Genomic DNA, 17,764 nt, shown 5'->3' with positions numbered 1-17,764 from the left:
GTGACCAGCCGTTTGTCCGCATCGCGCGGGGCGGTGTCGGTGGTGCCCCGTAGGTTCGGTGTCATGGTGCCCAGGAGCGAGACCACCCCGTCGCAGACGGCGTCCTCGGTCGTGCCCCGGTCCTTCCGGCGGCTCATCGGTCACGACGTCGACGAGGCGATGGCCTTCTTCGGCGACGGCTACGACTTCCGCGCGCCCCGGGTCCGGCGGACGCACCAGCAGACCCCGTGGGACTTCGCGGGCGTCGGCGACGACCGGATGTCGCTCCGTTCGTCACGGCTCGGCGTGGACCTCCAGACCGAGAGCATGACCGACGACGCCTTCCTCGTCGCCTGGATGCGTTCGGGGTCGAGCACGATCACCTTCGGTGGCGAGTCGGTCGACCTCGAAGCCGGCGTGCCGATCGTCCTGCCGTTCGGGTCGCCCTACCTGCTGCACCACCGCGACATCGCGCTCAACCTCGTCCACCTCGACCGCGACTTCGTCCGGTCCGTGGTCGGCGACGACGACTTCGCGTTCGAGCCGCTGCGGCGTCCCACGGCCGAGGGGCGACGCATCTGGCAGGACACCGTCCGGGCGCACTCGTCGCGGTGGCTCGACGTGGGCAACGACGTCGGGCCGGTCGAGCAGCGCGACATCGCCGAGGCGTTCGTCCGGGCCGCGGTCGCCGCGTTCCCCGAGCGCAGCCGCTTCCGGGCCGTCGTCACCGGGACGGGGCCCGAGCACGACCGGCTCCGGCGGGCGCTCGAGTTCGTGCACGACCACGCGCGCGAGCCGATCGGGACGCCCGAGATCGCCGCGGCCTCGGGGCTCAGCCCCCGCGGTCTGCAGCAGTCGCTCAAGCGCAACCTCGGGCAGACGCCGGGCGACGTGCTGCGCGCCGCCCGACTCGACGGCGCACGGACCGACCTGCTCCGCGGGGCCCCGGACGGCACCACCGTCGCCGAGATCGCCCGCAACTGGGGCTTCGGCCACCTCGGTCGGTTCTCGGCGTCCTACCGGTCGCGGTTCGGCGAGTTGCCCAGTGAGTCGCTCCGAGCCGGCTGACCCGACCGTCCCCGGTAGCGTGCGGGGCATGGACTCCGTCGTCGCCGCCCTCCGCACCGCCCTCGCCGACCCGCACGGTGGGCTCGTCCGCACCGACGACGCCGTGGTCGACGCATCCCGCACCGACGGGTCCGGCTGGGTCGCGGACGGGGCACCGCTCGTCGTGGTCGAGGCCCGCTCCGTCGAGCACGTGCAGGCCACGCTCCGGACGTGCTCGGCGCTCGGAGTCCCGGTCGTCCCGCGCGGTGCCGGCACCGGTCTGGCCGGCGGCGCGAACGGGACCGACGGCTCGGTCGTGCTCAGCGTCGCGCGGATGGACCGCATCCTCGAGGTCTCGCCGGAGGACGAGCTCGCGGTCGTCGAGCCGGGCGTGCTGAACGGCGCCTTGAACGAGGCCGTCGCGCACCACGGACTCCGCTTCGCGCCCGATCCCGCGAGTGCGGCGATCGCGAGCGTCGGCGGCAACATCGCGACGAACGCCGGGGGCCTGCGCTGCGTGAAGTACGGCGTCACGCGCGAAGCCGTGCTCGGACTCGACGTGGTCCTCGCCGACGGCCGGCTCGTCTCGACGGGCCACCGCACGGTCAAGGGGGTGACCGGCCTCGACCTCACGTCGCTCCTGGTCGGCTCGGAGGGCACCCTCGGGGTCATCGTCGCCGCCACCGTCCGGCTCGTGCCGGTCCCGGCCGGCGAGCCCGCCACGCTCGGCGCGGTCTTCCCGACGGTGCACCGGGCGGCAGCGGCGTCGGCGGCGATCGTCGCGGCGTCCGCGGACGGTGCCGCCCGGCCCTCGACCGTCGAGCTCCTCGACGCCTCGTCGCTCGGCTACATCGCCGACCACCTCGGGCCGAGCGTGGTGGCGGAGACCGTGGGGAGCGGCCAGGAGGGCGGGGTGTTCCTCCTCGTGGAGTACGACGGCCCGGACGCGACGCGGGACGCGCTGGGAGCCGTGCCGCGCCTCCAGGCCGAGGGCGGGACCGTCCGCCTGGCCGGGTCGGCCGCTGAACGCGACCGACTGCTCACGATCCGCCGCTCGTTCCACGCGGCGATGGCCGCGCGCGGGCGGGTGCTCATCGAGGACGTCGCCGTGCCGCGCAGCCGCCTCGCCGAGATGTTCGACCGGGTCGAGGCGATCGGCCGCGAGTTCGACCTACCGATCCCGACCTGCGCCCACGCCGGAGACGGCAACCTGCACCCGAACTTCGTGTTCGACGGCGAGGTCGTGCCGCAGAAGGTGTGGGACGCCGCCGACGCGCTCTTCCGGGCGGCGATCGAACTCGGCGGCACGCTCACCGGGGAGCACGGGGTGGGGGTCCTGAAGCGGCACCACCTCGGCGACGAGGTCGGCACGGACGTCCTCGAGCTCCAGCGCGGGATCCGCCGGGTGTTCGACCCGAAGGGCATCCTCAACCCGGGCAAGGTGTTCTGACGCCGAATCCCGTGACACGTCCGGGCTGGTTCGTGCGCAGAAGTTCGGCAGAAACCTCTTCGTAACGAACCGCGGCGCATCGTGGGTGTCGAACGAGCACCGCCCACGAAGGAGTCCGTGATGCTGATCGGCGTCCCCACCGAAGTCAAGAACAACGAGTACCGCGTCGCCGCCACCCCCGCAGGTGTCGCCGAGCTGACGCTGCACGGCCACGAGGTCCTCGTGCAGGCCGGGGCGGGCGTCGGGTCCGCGTTCCCGGACGACGAGTACGCCGCAGCCGGCGCGACGATCGTCGACACCGCTGCCGAGGTCTGGGGCCGCGCCGAGATGATCCTCAAGGTGAAGGAGCCGGTCGCGTCCGAGTACGCGTCGATCCGACCCGGGCAGGTGCTCTTCACCTACCTGCACCTCGCCGCCGACCGTCCGCTCACGACGGCGCTCATGGAGTCGGGTGCGACGGCGATCGCCTACGAGACCGTCCAGCTGCCCGATCGCTCGCTGCCGCTGCTGTCCCCGATGTCGGAGATCGCCGGGCGCCTCTCCGCGCAGGTCGGCGCGTACCACCTCATGCGGACGAACGGCGGGCGCGGGCTGCTGCTCGGCGGGGTCCCGGGCGCGCCCAAGGGCCGCGTCGTCGTGATCGGCGGCGGTGTCGCGGGGGAGCACGCGGCGACGATGGCGCTCGGCCTCGGCGCCGAGGTCACCGTCTTCGACATCAGCCTGCCCCGCCTCCGTGCGCTCGACGCCCGGTTCGACGGACGCATCACGACCCTGCGGTCCTCGTCGCACGCGATCGCGTCGGCCCTGGCGTCCGCCGACCTCGTGATCGGGTCGGTGCTCATCCCCGGGGCCTCGGCGCCGAAGCTCGTGACGGACGCGATGGTCGCCGACATGCAGCCCGGGTCGGTGCTCGTCGACATCGCGATCGACCAGGGCGGCTGCTTCGAGGGCTCCCGGCCGACGACGCACGACGACCCGACGTTCCGCGTCCACGACGCGGTGTACTACTGCGTGGCGAACATGCCCGGTGCGGTGCCGCGCACGTCGACGATCTCGCTGACGAACGCGACGCTGCCGTACGCCGTCGCGATCGCCGACCGCGGGTGGGAGCAGGCGCTCGCGGACGACCCCGCGCTCGCGCTCGGGTTGAACGTACACGCGGGGCAGCTCGTGAACGAGGCCGTCGCCGCCGCGCACGGCCTCGTGGCCGCCGCGCGCTGACGCCGCCGCGCGCTGACGCCGCTGGCGCGGGCGGCGGTGGGCGGCGACAAGTCGCTTTCGCGAAAGCGACAGTTCGCCGGCATCGTGCCCGGGCAGACTGTCGCTCTCGCGAAAGCGACAGCGCGGATCGGCCGCTCCTCGTCGCTTTCGCGTTCACCGGGTGGGCGGCACCGCACCGGCCGGGAGGCACGGCGGACGCCCGCCGCGTTCGTCGCGCCCGTCAGGCGGCCGCGACCGCCCGCCGGCGGGCCGCCCACCCCGCGCGGGTCCGGACCAGGAGCGTGACGAGCACGACGACGACCACGGCCACCACGGCCGTCACGGCCGTCGGCACCGAGACGAGCGGCCCGTCGAGTCGTCCGACCGCCACCCACGCGAGCCCCCAGCAGAGCGAGACCGTCGGAGCGAGCCGCCCGCGACCCCACACCGCGAGCAGGACCCCGACGAGCCCGGCCACCGCCGCGACGAGCACGCCCCAGACGTCCTGCCCGAGCCCGAAGCCCCGGAAGCCCGCGGCCGTGAGCACCGCCGCGGTGTTCGCCGCCGTGGCCACGCAGACCCACCCGAGGTAGAGCCCGAACGTGCCGTCGGTGACGATCGCCTCGACGACGCCGGACGGCCGGGTGCGCCGCAGGATCGTGAACGTCCACACGAGCACCACGAGCAGCGCGACGATGATCGGTTCGCTCGCCCAGAGGAACCCGAACTGCACGGACAGGATCCACGCCGCGTTGAGCAGGAGTGAGAGCGTCGCCGGCAGGGCCAGTCGCGCGTGCCGCTCGTCGTCGGCGGTCCGGAACAGCTGCCGCACGGCGTACACGATCAGTCCGAGGTAGATCACCGACCAGATGCCGAACGCGGGCCCGTCCGGCGCGATCGACGTCGACGACGCGGAGAGCGCTCCGCCCGCGGCGTCCTGGATCGGGGTGCCGCCCGCGGCTCCCGACCCGATGAACGACCCGACCACCGCGATCACCGCGCTCACGATGACGACGATCCGCCACGTCCGTGTCCCAGTCATGTCCACTCCCTTCGTCAGCATGCTGATGACCGGGACGGTACGCGCCCACACCCTGCGCGTCCTGCGTACGGTGGGGGACGTGAGCGTCGAGCTGAACACCGTGTACGTCGACAAGATCGCGCCGATCGCGTGTCCGTCGCTCCCCGACACCTTCCGGATGCTCGAGGACCAGGGGGCGAGTGCGTGCATCGTGCTCCACCAGCCCGACGCCGAGGAGCTCGGGGACGTGGCCGTCGCCCTCGGCCTGCACGAGCTCGCCGTCGAGGACTCCGCCGAGGGGCACCAGCGACCGAAGCTCGAGCGCTACGGAAAGACCCTCTTCGTGGTGCTGAAGCCCGCGGTCTACCACGACGCGAAGGAGGAGGTCGAGTTCGGCGAGGTGCACGCCTTCGTCGGCGAGGACTTCTTCCTCGCGGTCGTCCCCGCGGACCCCCGCGGGCCGCAGGCCGTCCCCCGTGCCCTGCAGCGGATGAGCGGGAAGCCCGGCCTCGTCACGGCGGGTCCGCAGGCGCAGCTCTGGGCGCTGATGGACTCGATCGTCGACGGCTACCTGCCGGTGATCGACGGTCTCGAGGAGGACATCAACCAGATCGAGGACCAGCTCTTCGCCGGCGTCGCCGGGGTCTCGAAGCGCATCTACGAGCTGTTCGGCGAGGTGGTCGCGTTCCAGCGGGCCGCCCGGCCACTCGTGTACATGATCGAGAACCTGCACCGGGGCGCGGAGAAGTACCACCTGCCCGTCGAGATGCAGCGCCGCTTCCGTGACGTCCTCGACCACGCGATCCGCACGGTGGAGCGCCTCGACACCTTCCGGCAGCTGCTGCAGAACGCCCTGACCGTCGACTCGACGCTCGCGGCGCAGAAGCAGAACGACGACACGAAGCGCATCTCCGGCTGGGCGGCGATCCTCTTCGCGCCGACGCTCATCGCGGCGATCTACGGGATGAACTTCACCCACATGCCCGAGCTGCAGTGGACCTGGGGCTACCCGCTGTCCATCCTCGCGATGATCCTGTTCGCGGCGGTCCTCTTCGTGGTGTTCAAGGTCAAACGCTGGTTCTGACGGCTCGCGACGCGCGATGCGTCGGACGGGAGGCCCGTGGCGGCGCCGCCACGGGCCTCCCGTCCGACGGCCGGTCGCGCGTCACGCGCGCGTGTCGCCCTCGGGCGTGTGCCAAGGTCGTTGCATGACCGACGTCGTCCACCTCACCGCCGAGGGTGTCTCCCTCGTCCTCGACTGTTCTCCGGGAGCGCTCCCAGCCGTGGTCCACTGGGGCGCCGCTCTGGGCGACGTGTCCGCGGAGGACCTCGCCGCCCTGGCCGGCGCCGACGTCGCCGTCGTCGCGCCGAACGAGGCCGACGTGCCGGTGCGCCTCGCGGTGCTGCCGGAGCCGCACCGCGGCTGGAACGGCCGACCGGGCATCTCCGGGCACCGCGACGGACGCGACTGGTCGCCGGCGTTCACGGTGTCCTCGCTCGACGTCACCGACTCCGCCGTCGTCGCGCGCGGGAGCGACGAGACCGCCGGGCTCGCGGTCGTGCTCGAGGTCGAGCTGACCTCCTCGGGGCTCGTCCGCACCCGCGCCGAGGTGACCAACACCGGGGAGGGCACCTACACGCTCGACGACGTGCACCTCGCGCTCCCGATCCCGGACCGCGCCCGTGAGGTCCTCGACCTCGCCGGACGGTGGGGCGGCGAGCGGACGCCGCAGCGGAGCACCCTGCACGTCGGGACGCACGAGCGCGACAACCGTCGGGGACGCACCGGGCCGGACGCCGCGACGGTGCTCTCGGTCGGGGAGCCCGGGTTCGGGTTCGGTCACGGCGAGGTCTGGGGCGTGCACACCGGCTGGAGCGGCAACCACCGGCACCTCGCCGAGCGGCTCTCGACCGGGCGGCAGGTCGTCGGCGGCGGGGAGCTCATGCTGCCGGGCGAGGTCCGGCTCCGGGCAGGGGAGTCGTACCGGACGCCGTGGGTGTGGTTCGCGTACGGGGACGGCCTCGACGACCAGGCCCGACGCTTCCACCGCTGGCTGCGTCGTCGTCCGCAGCACCCGTCGACCCCGCGCCCGATGACGATCAACGTCTGGGAGGCCGTCTACTTCGACCACGACCTCGACCGGCTCACCGACCTCGCCGAGCGCGCCGCGGCCCTCGGTGTCGAGCGCTACGTCCTCGACGACGGCTGGTTCCGGCACCGCCGGGACGACCACGCCGGGCTCGGCGACTGGTACGTCGACGAGGGTGTCTGGCCGGACGGCCTCGGCCCGATCGTCGACCGGGTCCGAGCGCTCGGCATGCAGTTCGGCCTGTGGTTCGAACCGGAGATGGTGAACGAGGACAGTGACCTCGCGCGGGCGCACCCCGAGTGGATCATGCAGGCCGACGGCCGCCTGCCCGTGCGTTCCCGTGACCAGCAGGTGCTCGACCTCGCGATCCCCGAGGCCTTCGCGTACGTCCTCGAGCGGATGACCGCGATCATCGGCGAGTACGGCGTCGACTACGTCAAGTGGGACCACAACCGCGACCTCGTCGAGGCGGGGTTTCCCGGCGGCGGAGCAGCCGTGCACGAGCAGACCCTCGCCACCTACCGGCTGATGGCGACGCTCAAGGGACGCTTCCCGGCGCTCGAGATCGAGTCGTGCTCGTCCGGCGGCGCCCGCGTCGACCTCGGTGTCATCGAGCACACCGACCGCGTGTGGGTGTCCGACTGCATCGACCCGTCCGAACGGCAGCGGATGCACCGCTGGACGCAGCAGCTCCTGCCGCCCGAGCTCCTCGGCGCGCACGTCGCGAGCGGCACGAACCACACGACGGGCCGGTACCACGACCTCGCCTTCCGGGCCGGGACCGCGCTCGTCGGACACCTCGGCATCGAGTGGGACCTCGCCCGCGCGACCGACGACGAGCTCCGCGACCTCGCCGCGTGGACCGCGCTCTACAAGGAGCTCCGGCCGCTCCTGCACGGCGGGGACCTGGTGCGGGTCGACGAGGTCGAGCCGACGCGCCTCGTGTACGGCACCGTCGCGCCCGACCAGCGGAGCGCGGTGTTCTTCCTGGCGAGCACCGGATGGTCGGACGTGTCGAACACCGGCCGGGTGCGCTTCCGCGACCTCGACCCTGGGACGCGCTACCGGGTCGACCCCGTCGTCGTCGGCGAGCTGCACGGCCTGAAGGCACCCGCGTGGTGGTCGGGCTCCCGCGAGTTCTCCGGCCGGGTGCTCACGACGGTCGGGGTCCAGCCGCCACACCTGCCCGCCGATGCCGTGGTGCCGTTCCGGGTCACAGCGGTCTGACCCCGCGTCGTCCGGCGTCACGGCGGAGGGCCCGCGCCCTGTCGTCCGGCGTCACGGCGGTCGGACCTGTGACCGGTGCTCGGTAGGCTCGTCGCCATGCCGCGCACCGGTCACGCCACCCCGATCTGGGCGCTCCGCATCGCCGTCGTCACCGCCCTCGTCGGCGTCGCGGGCGGCATCGCCGGCGTCGCGGTGTGGCTCGCGCTCCAGCTGATCCAGTTCGTCGCGTTCGGCTTCCCCTTCGGCGGACACCTCGAGGCAGCGGACGCCGACTCCGGGTGGCGCCGGTTCCTCGCGGTCGCCGCGGCCGGGGTCCTGACCGCGGTCGCGTGGTGGGCGCTCCGACGCTGGGCGAGACCCACGGTCGCCGTGACCGCCGCGGTCTCCGGGAAGCGGATGCCCGCGCTCTCGACCGTCGCGAACGCGGGCGTGCAGATCCTCGCGGTCGGCCTCGGCGGCTCCATCGGCAAGGAGGTGGCCCCGCGTGAGCTCGGCGCGTGGCTCGCCCAGCTCGTGACCGTCCGTGCGGGGCTCACGGCCCGGGAGACCCGCATCCTCGTCGCGTGCGGTGCCGCAGCCGGCCTCGCCGCCGTGTACGACGTGCCGCTCGGCGGGGCCCTGTTCGCGGTCGAGGTGCTCCTCGGCGAGCTCACCTTCGCGACCGCGCTGCCGGCCTTCGCGACGAGCGCGATCGCCGCCTTCACCGCACGGCTCGTGATCCCGGACGAGGTGCTCTACCACGTGCCCGCGATGCCGATGTCGGAGTCGCTGCTCGTCTGGTCGGTGGTCGTCGGGCCGGTCCTCGGCTTCGCGGGGGTCGGGTTCGTGAAGCTGACGAACCGGCTGCAGGGGATCGCGCCGAAGGGCTGGCACCTGCTCGTCGTGCTCCCGGTCGCGTTCGCGCTCGTCGGGCTCGTCGCGGTGCCGTTCCCCGAGGTCCTCGGCAACGGTCGGGCGCTCGGCGTCGTCGCGATGAACGCCGCCCTCGACGACGCCTCCGTACTCGGGCTCGTCCCGATCCTGCTGCTGCTCGTCCTCGGGATCCTGAAGACCGCCACCACCGCGGTCACCATCGGCGCCGGAGCGGTCGGCGGCACCCTCACCCCGTCCATCGCGATCGGCTCGGCCATCGGCGGCGGCCTCGGCGGGCTGTGGTTGCTGCTCTGGCCCGTCGACTCGACGTCGCTCGCGGCGTTCGCGTTCGTGGGCGCGGCGGCGTTCCTCGCGACGACCATGCGGGCGCCCTTCACGGCACTCGTGCTCGTCGTGGAGTTCACCCAGCAGGGGACGGACATCCTCGTGCCCGCCCTGCTCGCCGTCGCCGGGTCGGTCGCCGTCTCGTACGTGCTCGCCCGCCGCCGCAGCGCCCAGATGGCCTGAGCAGGTGGCGCCCGGACACCGACGGGCCGAACGCCTACCATCGGCCGCACGCGGGGCGGACGTGCTCCGCCCGAGTGGAGGAGCCGATCATGGCCGGGTTCGACGACATCACCAAGAAGGCGCAGCAGTTCCTGCAGGACGGCAAGGTGCAGGACGCGCTGAAGAGCGAGAAGGCCGAGGGCGTCAGCGACAAGGTGCTCGACGGCGTCGCCGATGCCGTCAAGAAGGCCACCGGTGGCAAGTTCGACGACAAGATCGACAGCGCGCGCGACACCGCTGACAAGCACGTCGGCAACGAGTAGCACGGGGTCCACGACGGTCCGACTGGACGTCGGCGGGAACAACGACCACGATTGACGGGTCGTCGCGTGACCGGCGACACCGGGAGGACCAGTCGTGACCATCGTGGGACCGAGCACACCGCTCACCGAGGACGAGGTGCTGCGCATCCGCGCGGACTTCCCGATCCTGCAGCAGGAGGTGAACGGGCAGCCGCTCGCCTACCTCGACTCCGGCGCCACCGCGCAACGCCCGCGCCAGGTGCTCGACGCCGAGCGCGCGTTCCTCGAGCGCGACAACGCGGCGGTCCACCGCGGCGCGCACACGCTCGCGGCGCTGAGCACCGACGCCTACGAGGACGCGCGGGCCACGGTCGCGCGCTTCGTCGGCGCAGCCGCCCCGCGTGAGGTCGTCTGGACGGCGAACGCCACCGACGCCCTCAACCTCGTGGCGTACGGCTTCGCGAACGCCAGCCGCGGCCGGGGCGGTCCCGCCGCCGAGCGCTTCCGGATCGGGCCCGGCGACGAGGTCCTGGTCACCGAGGCCGAGCACCACGCGAACCTCGTCCCGTGGCAGGAGCTCGCCGCGACCACGGGCGCGACGCTGCGCTGGGTCCCCGTCAGCGACGAGGGCACCTGGACAGCCGCGGACGCTGCCGAGCACATCACCGACCGCACGAAGGTCGTCGCCTTCGCCCACGTCTCGAACGTCACCGGCATGGTGGCCCCGGTCGCCGAGGTCGTCGTGCTCGCCCACGCGAAGGGGGCGCTCGTCGTCCTCGACGCCTGCCAGTCGGTACCGCACCGGCCGCTCGACCTCGGGCAGCTCGGTGTCGACTTCGCGGCGTTCTCGGGGCACAAGATGCTCGGGCCGAACGGCATCGGCGTCCTCTGGGGCCGCGCGGAGCTCCTCGACGCGCTGCCGCCGTTCCGCACCGGCGGCTCGATGATCACCACCGTGACGATGGAGTCGAGCGAGTACATGCCGGCGCCGGAGCGCTTCGAGGCGGGGACGCAGCCGGTGTCACAGGCGGTCGCCCTCGCCGAGGCCGTCCGGTACCTCGAGCGGCTCGGCACGGAGCAGGTCCGCGCGCACGAGGAGCACCTCGCGCAGCGCATGCTCGACGGGCTCGCCGGTGTCCCCGGGATCCGCGTCGTCGGGCCGCCGGCCGGGGTGCCCCGCTCGGGGTTGGTGTCCTTCGACGTCGACGGCGTGCACGCGCACGACGTCGCCCAGTACCTCGACGCGCAGGGGATCGCGGTGCGCTCCGGCCACCACTGCGCCCAGCCGTTGCACCGTCGCCTCGGGCTCGTCGCGACGACCCGGGCGAGCACCTACGTGTACACGACCGAGTCGGACGTCGACCGCTTCGTGCAGGCGGTCGGCGAGATCCGCGACTACTTCGGCGCCTCGAGCGAGGGGGCCGCCCGGTGAACGCCCTCGACTCCCTCTACCAGCAGGTCATCCTCGACCACGCCAGGGCCCGCCACGGCGACGGCCCCCTCGAGTCCGCGGACGCGGAGCACTTCGAGCGCAACCCGACCTGCGGCGACGAGATCACCGTCCGGGTCCGGCTCGAACCGGGGACCGACCGCATCGCCGAGCTCGCGTGGCAGGGCGACGGCTGCTCGATCTCGATGGCGTCCGCGTCCGTGCTCACCGACATGGCAGCCGGCCGGACCGTCCCCGAGTTCCTCGCGCTCACGGAGGCGTTCCGCGAGATGATGCGCTCCCGCGGGGCAGGCGAGCCCGACGAGGACGTCCTCGAGGACCTCGTCGCGTTCCACGGCGTCTCGAAGTTCGTGATGCGGGTCAAGTGCGGCATGCTCGCCTGGGTCGCCGCCGAGGCAGCCGCGCGCGAGGCCACCGCCGTGGCACCATGATCGCGTGACGACCCCGGGGGATCGAGTCGCGGCCGAGTACGCGCGACACCAGACCGAGCGCCGACGTGGGCGCGGTCGCCGTGTGGAGCGCCGGCTCGCCGTCACCGCCGGCCTGCTCTTCTGCAGCATGCCCGTCGTGCTGCTCGGCAACTTCGTGTCCACGCTCCGCCTGTTCGACGGGCCGGACGAGTCGCCCGCGGCCGTCCACCGGTACGAGGGGCTGCTCGTCCTCGCCGGCCTGCTCCTCGTCGCCGCCCTCGTGCTCGCCGTCCGCGCCGGCGTGCGGTGGGTCGCCTTCACGACCCTGACGCTCGTACCGGTCGTCCTCGTGGCGGCCGTCGTCCTCTCGGTGCCGCAGGGGCGGTGGCACGACGACGGTGGGTCCGGCCCCCTGCCGGACGATTACCACCCCTGCTACAGCGGCACGGACAGCTGCGCCCAGTACGGCGGGTGACTCGGCGAGACCGGCGAACGCGGCGGACTCAGCGGTCCCTCCGCGACGCCGACCACGTCTCGCGGGGCAGCTCGCCGAACTCTGCGCGGTAGCTGCTCGCGAAGCGCCCGAGGTGGCCGAACCCGACCGCACGGGCGACGTCGCCGACGCTCTCGGCCTCGCCGGACTCGAGCTGCTCCCGTGCGAGCAGCAGCCGGATCCGCCGGAGGTACGTCGTCGGGGTGACGCCGTGGTGCCGCCGGAACGCCTCCTGCAGCCCGCGGATGCTCAGGCCGGCGGCGTCGGCGACGTCCTCGACCGAGATCTGCTCCGTGGCGTGGTCGAGCAGGAACCCCTCGGCGCGCGCGAACCGGGCGGCCGCTGCGGTCGGGGGCGGCCCCTGCTCGCCGATCGGCCAGTGCGGGATCGCGGTGAGGAGCCCACCGGCGGCGAAGCGCGTCAGCTCCCGCTCGCGGGCTTCCGGCACGACGGAGGGGCCGCGGAGCACCTCGGCTGCCACGGTCCGGACCATGAGCCACCACGCGGCGAGCGCGGGGCCCTCGGGGATGTGGTGCGGCTGGAAGCGCAGCGGCCCGGGACGCCAGGCACCCCGTTCGGCGGCGACCTCCTCGACGGTCCGTCGGTCGATGCGGATGAGGTCGAGCTCGTACCCGGTCCACCGCACGTGCTGGGGGTCGTGGCGGAAGAGCGACGGACGACCGGTCGGGACGTCGTGGTCCTCGTCGACGGCGCCGGTGCCGGACTTCAACCAGAAGAGGACCATCGCGGTGTCGGCCTGCACCTCGCCACGGACCTCGCCCGAGGACGCGGAGGACCACAGGGAGAGCAGGTCGGTCCCGCGCCGACGCATGTCGAACGCGAAGCCGTCGGCGCCGGGCTCGACGTCGACGCGACGCAGGTCGGGGAGCGCGCGGAGCTGCTCCGATGCCTGGGCCGGGTCCTGGGTCGTCGCGGACCACCGGGTGCGCTGCATGGTCTGGGGCACCCCTGCATCCTGCCGTGGCGAGCGCACCGGTGCCCAGCAATCGTTCGGCGTGCGGACAGCGCACCCGCGCGCTGCGGACGGTGCGCCCGCCGGACGCGAGCCGTGGGACGGGCCGCACCCGTGCCTCCCGGCCGGGCGTGTCACACGACGCAACGTCCGTGGCGGACGCGACGGCCCGCCCGTAGCGTCGCGACCGTGACGACCGACAGCGAACCCCGGCAGATCCGCTTCAACGCGTTCGACATGAACTGCGTCGCGCACCAGTCCTCCGGGCTGTGGCGCCACCCCCGTGACCGCTCGCGGCACTACAACGACCTGTCGTACTGGACGGACCTCGCGAAGATCCTCGAGGGCGGCGCGTTCGACGGCATCTTCATCGCCGACGTCCTCGGCACGTACGACGTGTTCGGCGGGTCGGACGAGTCGGCGCTCCGGACCGGGTCGCAGGTGCCCGTGAACGACCCCGTGCTCCTCGTCTCGGCGATGGCGGCGGTGACCGAGCACCTCGGGTTCGGCATCACCGCCGGGACCGCCTACGAGCACCCGTACCCGTTCGCGCGGCGCATGTCGACGCTCGACCACCTCACGAAGGGCCGGGTCGGGTGGAACGTCGTGACCGGGTACCTGCCGAGCGCGGCCCGCAACATGGGGCAGACGGACCAGCTGTCGCACGACGACCGCTACGACGTCGCGGACGAGTACCTCGAGGTGCTCTACAAGCTCTGGGAGGGCTCGTGGGAGGACGACGCCGTCGTGGAGGACCGTGCGACCGGCGTCTTCACCGACCCGGCGAAGGTGCACCCGATCGAGCACCACGGGAAGCACTTCGACGTCCCGGGCATCCACCTCTCCGAGCCGTCGGTGCAGCGCACGCCCGTCATCTACCAGGCCGGTGCGTCCCCGCGAGGCGTCCGCTTCGCGGCCGAGAACGCCGAGGCGGTGTTCGTCGCGGCGCCGACCCTGCCGCAGTTGGCCGCGACCGTCACGAAGATCCGGGACGCCCTGGAGGCAGCTGGTCGCGACCGGTACGCCGCCCGCGTCTACTCACTGCTCACCGTGATCACGGACGCCACCGACGAGGCCGCCCAGGCGAAGTACGAGGACTACCTGTCGTACGCGTCGGAGGAGGGTGCCCTCGTGCTGAACTCCGGCTGGATGGGCGTGGACCTCGCGCAGTGGGAGCTCGACGAGCCGCTCGGTGACGTCGAGTCGAACGCGATCCAGTCGGCGGCGGCGAACATCTCCGCGGCCGAGGGCACCGACGGCTCGAAGTGGACCATCCGGGACCTCGCCCGGCACACCGCGATCGGTGGACTCGGACCGGTCGCGGTCGGCTCCGGCGCCACCATCGCGGACACGCTGCAGCGGATCCAGGAGCAGACCGACGTCGACGGGTTCAACCTCGCCTACGCGGTGACGCCGGGCACGTGGGAGGACGTCATCGAGTTCGTCGTGCCGGAGCTCCGCGCCCGCGGTGTCTACCCCGAGGGGTACGAGGAAGGGTCGCTCCGGCACAAGCTGCACGGACGCGGTGACCGGCTGCCCGAGGAGCACCGGGGTGCCGGCTACCGGATCGGCGAGCGGTCGGTCGTAGGCTGACCGGATGACCCTCCCGTCCTTCGTCCTCCGTGCAGCTTCGGGGGACGAGGACACGGCGTGCACGGACCTCTGGGTGTCCGCCGTCGCCGTCCGTGACGGTCTCCCCGAGTCCGACGCCGTGCGCCGACGCGCAGTGACGAAGTTCGGCGTGGACCGGGTCGCGCTCGTGGTGGCCGAGGACGGCGCGGGCATCGCCGGCTTCGTGCTCGTGACGGCACCGGGCACCGGTGGTGCCGGCGACCCGGCCGACGCGGCGTACCTGTCGCTCCTGGCGGTGGCGCCGCGGGCACAGGGCCGTGGCGTCGGGCGGGAGCTGCTCGAGGCGGCCGTCACCGCGGCGGGCCGCGCGGGACACCCGCGGGTGGTCCTGCACGCGCTCGAGGACAACGCTCCCGCCGTCCGGCTCTACCGCGGTGCCGGGTTCCGGCCGGCCGGCGAGCCCTTCGCACACCCGCTCAGCGGTCGATCGACGCGCGCCTGGGTCGCCGGGGGGCGATGACGGCGGCGACCGCTCGCCACGTCGCCGCCAGGAGTGCCGACCAGGCGGGCACCGGCTCGGGGTGCAGTGCGTCGACGCCCGCGCGGCGGAACGGGGAGCCGTCCGCCCACGACGCGACGGCGGTCCGCAGTGCCCCGACGGGCTCGCGCCGCGCGTCCTCGGGGGACGGCCACGGCTCCCACTTCGCCCGGGGCGCGGTGAGCAGGTACGGCTGCGGGGTCGGGTAGCTCACGAGTTCGAGCGTCGAGCCCCACGGCGTCCGGGTGTACACGAAGCGGTTGCCCTCGCCGGCCTCGACGCCGCGCAGCTCCCGCGGGTCGGAGTTCCGCAGTCCGCCGGCTCGTTCGACCTTCTCGAGCGCGGCGTCGATGTCGTCCACGTACAGGGCGACGTGCTGCCACCCGAGGTCCGACGGTGCGGCGGGGGAGTGCTGGTCCGGCCCGAGGTACTCGAACAGCTCGAGCCCGGGCCCCTCCGGGAGCGCGAGCATCCGGATGGCACCCTGCGCCATGGTCGACGGGATCCCGAGGTAGCCGTGCACCTCCGGGGTGCTCCGTGGCTCCTCGGTCCGGCTCCGGACGTCGTAGAGGAACACGGCGTCGAGTGCCGCCTCGAAGAACGCCGTGGCAGCGTCGATGTCCGGCACCGTGACGCCCACGTGGTCGATCCTGATTCCCCTGCCCATGGCTGGAGTGTGTCATCCGGGCCGTCCGACTCCTCGCCGGGGGTGTCTCCGATGCGGGGAAGGGTGCGGTTTCCCGCAGTGTCGGGCGGTCGCGCAGGTGAGGCTGCCCTCACCACGAAACCCCAGGTCAGGGCAGCCTCACCTTGCTGGCGGAACGTCCTGGACGGTGGCATCCTCGTCGCATGTCGACCGCATCGGACCTCGTGCTCCCCGCCACCGATCACGACGCCACCAGCGCCGCGAAGCTCAACTGGCTCCGCGCCGGACTGCTCGGTGCGAACGACGGCATCGTGTCCGTCGCCGCCGTGCTCGTCGGCGTCGCCGGGGCGGGCGCCGGGACCGGCCCGGTCATCGCCGCCGGCACCGCAGCGCTCGTGGGCGGGGCGGTCTCGATGGCGCTCGGCGAGTACGTCTCCGTGAGCGGTGCCCGTGATGCCCAGCGCACCGGTCAGGCCGCGCAGCAGGCGCAGCTCGAGGCGGAGTCCGAGGACGCCGACACCATCGCGGCGCACTACCGGGGGCTCGGGGTCGCGCCGGAGGTGGCCTCTTCGGTCGCGGCCGAGCTCGTCCGACCCGAGGTCCGAGCGCTCCGGGCCGAGGCCGCCCTCCGCGACGCCGAGGACGAGGTCGTCAGCCCGTGGCGTGCCGCCTGGGTCTCCGCGGCGACCTTCACCACGGGGGCGGCGCTGCCGTTCCTCGCGATGCTCCTCGCGCCCGAGGCCGTGCGGGTCGCGGTGACCGTCGTGGCCGTCCTCGTCGCGCTCGCCGTCACCGGGGCGACCGGTGCTGCGCTCGGTGGGGCTGCCCGGGGCCGTGCGACGATCCGCGTCGTCGTGGGTGGCGCACTGGCGCTCGCCGCGACCTACGCCGCCGGTGCGCTGCTCGGGGCGCACGCGGTCTGACGTCCGGTCAGGCCTCGGCTGCGGCCGCCTCGGCGGCCAGCGCGGCGTTCCGCGTCGACAGCAGCCGGCGCAGGTAGCCGTCCAGGACGAGGAGCTCGGCGAGCCGTCCGACGGGCCCGAAGGGCGCCGTGACGACGACGTCGTCGACCATCCGCGTGCCGGTGCCGGCGCGTTCGAAGCGGTGCTCGTGCCGGAACCGGGCGAACGGCCCACGCACCTGTTCGTCGACGAACCGGTGTGGAGCCTCCAGTGCGGTGATGCGGCTCGTGAGCCGCCAGACGACGCCGAGGTGGCGGGCGCGGAACGTGACCGTCTCGCCGAGGCCGATCCTGCCGGTCGTCACGCCGCCGACGGCGTGCTCGCCCGTCCCGGCGAGGGAGCGCTCGTGCGTGCCGATGTCGAGGGACAGCGCGAACGCCTGCTCGGGCGGGCAGTCGAGGTGGGTGTCGAGCCGGAACCGGACCGTCACGCGGCGGGCCAGCCGTACGGGGCGGCGTGCCAGCCCTGCGGAGCCGACCGGTCGTCGTCGCGGAGGACCGCGGCGAGCGCCTCGTCGTGTCGTCGACCACGGTGCACGCTGGCCGAGCGTCGGAGGCCCTCGAACGACATGCCGACGCGGCGGGCGATCGCGGCGGAGGGACGGTTCGTCGCGATCGCACGCCACTGCACGCGGACGAGGCCGAGGCCGTGCGGCGGCTCGGCGAACGCCCAGTCCACGATGCGGGAGACCGCCTCCGTCGTGAACCCGTGCCCGCGGCCGTCGGGGTGGACGGCGTAGCCGACCTCCGCGGACCCGTCCGCGATGCCGAACAGCTCGACCGTGCCGAGCAACCGCGGGTCCTCGGCGCGGCGCATCGCCCACGCGAGCCGGGAGCCCTCGACCCAGCCCGTACGGCACCGCTCGAGCCACTCCGCGAACTCGGCGTGACAGTACGGCACGGGGACCGGGGTGTACGCGATGACGTCCGGGTCCGTGGCGTACGCGATGACGGCGTCGGCGTCGGACTGCTCCGGCGGCGAGAGCACCAGGCGGTCCGTCCTGAACGTCACGGGGTCCATGGGCCGAGCCTAGCGACGGGGCGAC

At 73.5% G+C, this 17,764-nt stretch carries 18 protein-coding genes; 13 read left to right on the top strand and 5 right to left on the bottom strand.

Annotation, left to right across the window (positions count from 1 at the left end):
* The first annotated feature begins 63 nt into the window (after positions 1 to 63).
* From ACRQ4C_RS12840 to ald, 3 genes are all read left to right on the top strand, one after another.
* The gene (locus ACRQ4C_RS12840) at positions 64 to 1,047 is read left to right on the top strand and encodes a helix-turn-helix transcriptional regulator (RefSeq protein ID WP_439688887.1); all 984 of its coding nucleotides are present in this window, start codon (positions 64 to 66) and stop codon (positions 1,045 to 1,047) included.
* Between the two features lie 28 nt (positions 1,048 to 1,075).
* Positions 1,076 to 2,476, top strand: a complete 1,401-nt coding sequence (locus ACRQ4C_RS12835) for an FAD-binding oxidoreductase (RefSeq protein ID WP_439688886.1) — start codon at positions 1,076 to 1,078, stop codon at positions 2,474 to 2,476.
* Between the two features lie 120 nt (positions 2,477 to 2,596).
* Positions 2,597 to 3,697 carry an alanine dehydrogenase gene (ald, locus tag ACRQ4C_RS12830; protein ID WP_439688885.1) on the top strand — a complete coding sequence of 367 codons (1,101 nt, stop codon included), beginning with the start codon at positions 2,597 to 2,599 and terminating at the stop codon, positions 3,695 to 3,697.
* 220 nt (positions 3,698 to 3,917) lie between these two features.
* Here the strand turns inward: ald and ACRQ4C_RS12825 are convergent, their stop codons facing one another.
* Positions 3,918 to 4,718, bottom strand: coding sequence for a tryptophan-rich sensory protein (locus ACRQ4C_RS12825; protein WP_439688884.1), 801 nt, complete (start codon positions 4,716 to 4,718; stop codon positions 3,918 to 3,920).
* A 79-nt stretch (positions 4,719 to 4,797) separates the two neighbouring features.
* Here ACRQ4C_RS12825 and ACRQ4C_RS12820 point away from each other — a divergent pair, with 79 nt between their 5' ends.
* The 7 genes from ACRQ4C_RS12820 to ACRQ4C_RS12790 all read left to right on the top strand — a co-directional run bounded on the left by ACRQ4C_RS12820 (position 4,798) and on the right by ACRQ4C_RS12790 (position 12,010).
* Positions 4,798 to 5,781, top strand: coding sequence for a magnesium and cobalt transport protein CorA (locus tag ACRQ4C_RS12820; protein WP_290131097.1), 984 nt, complete (start codon positions 4,798 to 4,800; stop codon positions 5,779 to 5,781).
* 124 nt (positions 5,782 to 5,905) lie between these two features.
* Positions 5,906 to 8,014 carry an alpha-galactosidase gene (locus ACRQ4C_RS12815; protein WP_439688883.1) on the top strand — a complete coding sequence of 703 codons (2,109 nt, stop codon included), beginning with the start codon at positions 5,906 to 5,908 and terminating at the stop codon, positions 8,012 to 8,014.
* Positions 8,015 to 8,110: 96 nt separating this feature from the next.
* Entirely contained in the window at positions 8,111 to 9,394 is a 1,284-nt protein-coding gene (locus tag ACRQ4C_RS12810) for a chloride channel protein (RefSeq protein ID WP_439688882.1), read from the top strand.
* A gap of 89 nt (positions 9,395 to 9,483) precedes the next feature.
* Positions 9,484 to 9,696, top strand: a complete 213-nt coding sequence (locus ACRQ4C_RS12805; RefSeq protein WP_290131100.1) for an antitoxin — start codon at positions 9,484 to 9,486, stop codon at positions 9,694 to 9,696.
* A gap of 103 nt (positions 9,697 to 9,799) precedes the next feature.
* On the top strand, positions 9,800 to 11,107 hold the full coding sequence (locus ACRQ4C_RS12800; RefSeq protein WP_439690905.1) for an aminotransferase class V-fold PLP-dependent enzyme: 1,308 nt from the start codon (positions 9,800 to 9,802) through the stop codon (positions 11,105 to 11,107).
* On the top strand, positions 11,104 to 11,556 hold the full coding sequence (gene sufU, locus ACRQ4C_RS12795) for a Fe-S cluster assembly sulfur transfer protein SufU (protein ID WP_290131101.1): 453 nt from the start codon (positions 11,104 to 11,106) through the stop codon (positions 11,554 to 11,556). Before ACRQ4C_RS12800 ends, sufU begins: the two co-directional genes overlap by 4 nt.
* A gap of 4 nt (positions 11,557 to 11,560) precedes the next feature.
* Positions 11,561 to 12,010: a DUF6234 family protein gene (locus tag ACRQ4C_RS12790; protein ID WP_439688881.1), complete on the top strand. Its 450-nt coding sequence runs from the start codon at positions 11,561 to 11,563 to the stop codon at positions 12,008 to 12,010.
* 28 nt (positions 12,011 to 12,038) lie between these two features.
* On the opposite strand, the gene ACRQ4C_RS12785 is transcribed toward ACRQ4C_RS12790, so the two are convergent.
* Positions 12,039 to 12,995 (bottom strand): helix-turn-helix transcriptional regulator, encoded by a 957-nt coding sequence (locus ACRQ4C_RS12785; RefSeq protein ID WP_439688880.1) that lies wholly within the window; start codon positions 12,993 to 12,995, stop codon positions 12,039 to 12,041.
* Between the two features lie 195 nt (positions 12,996 to 13,190).
* Between ACRQ4C_RS12785 and ACRQ4C_RS12780 the strand changes: the two genes are divergently transcribed.
* Positions 13,191 to 14,594, top strand: a complete 1,404-nt coding sequence (locus ACRQ4C_RS12780; protein WP_439688879.1) for an LLM class flavin-dependent oxidoreductase — start codon at positions 13,191 to 13,193, stop codon at positions 14,592 to 14,594.
* Positions 14,595 to 14,598: 4 nt separating this feature from the next.
* Positions 14,599 to 15,093, top strand: a complete 495-nt coding sequence (locus ACRQ4C_RS12775) for a GNAT family N-acetyltransferase (protein ID WP_290131105.1) — start codon at positions 14,599 to 14,601, stop codon at positions 15,091 to 15,093.
* Here ACRQ4C_RS12775 and ACRQ4C_RS12770 read toward each other — a convergent pair.
* On the bottom strand, positions 15,050 to 15,778 hold the full coding sequence (locus ACRQ4C_RS12770; protein WP_439688878.1) for a VOC family protein: 729 nt from the start codon (positions 15,776 to 15,778) through the stop codon (positions 15,050 to 15,052). The genes ACRQ4C_RS12775 and ACRQ4C_RS12770 overlap by 44 nt on opposite strands.
* A 182-nt stretch (positions 15,779 to 15,960) precedes the next feature.
* Between ACRQ4C_RS12770 and ACRQ4C_RS12765 the strand changes: the two genes are divergently transcribed.
* Positions 15,961 to 16,680, top strand: coding sequence for a VIT1/CCC1 transporter family protein (locus ACRQ4C_RS12765; protein ID WP_290131107.1), 720 nt, complete (start codon positions 15,961 to 15,963; stop codon positions 16,678 to 16,680).
* A gap of 7 nt (positions 16,681 to 16,687) precedes the next feature.
* Here the strand turns inward: ACRQ4C_RS12765 and ACRQ4C_RS12760 are convergent, their stop codons facing one another.
* The gene (locus ACRQ4C_RS12760; protein WP_439688877.1) at positions 16,688 to 17,149 is read right to left on the bottom strand and encodes an SRPBCC family protein; all 462 of its coding nucleotides are present in this window, start codon (positions 17,147 to 17,149) and stop codon (positions 16,688 to 16,690) included.
* Positions 17,146 to 17,739, bottom strand: a complete 594-nt coding sequence (locus ACRQ4C_RS12755) for a GNAT family N-acetyltransferase (protein WP_439688876.1) — start codon at positions 17,737 to 17,739, stop codon at positions 17,146 to 17,148. The genes ACRQ4C_RS12760 and ACRQ4C_RS12755 overlap by 4 nt, the downstream gene beginning before the upstream one ends.
* Positions 17,740 to 17,764 lie beyond the last annotated feature (25 nt).

Origin of the sequence: Curtobacterium sp. SP.BCp (assembly GCF_051903255.1) — a bacterium.
GTDB lineage: Bacteria > Actinomycetota > Actinomycetes > Actinomycetales > Microbacteriaceae > Curtobacterium.
The sequence above is the reverse complement of the archived record's forward strand: the minus strand, read 5'-3'. Positions and strand labels throughout refer to the sequence as shown.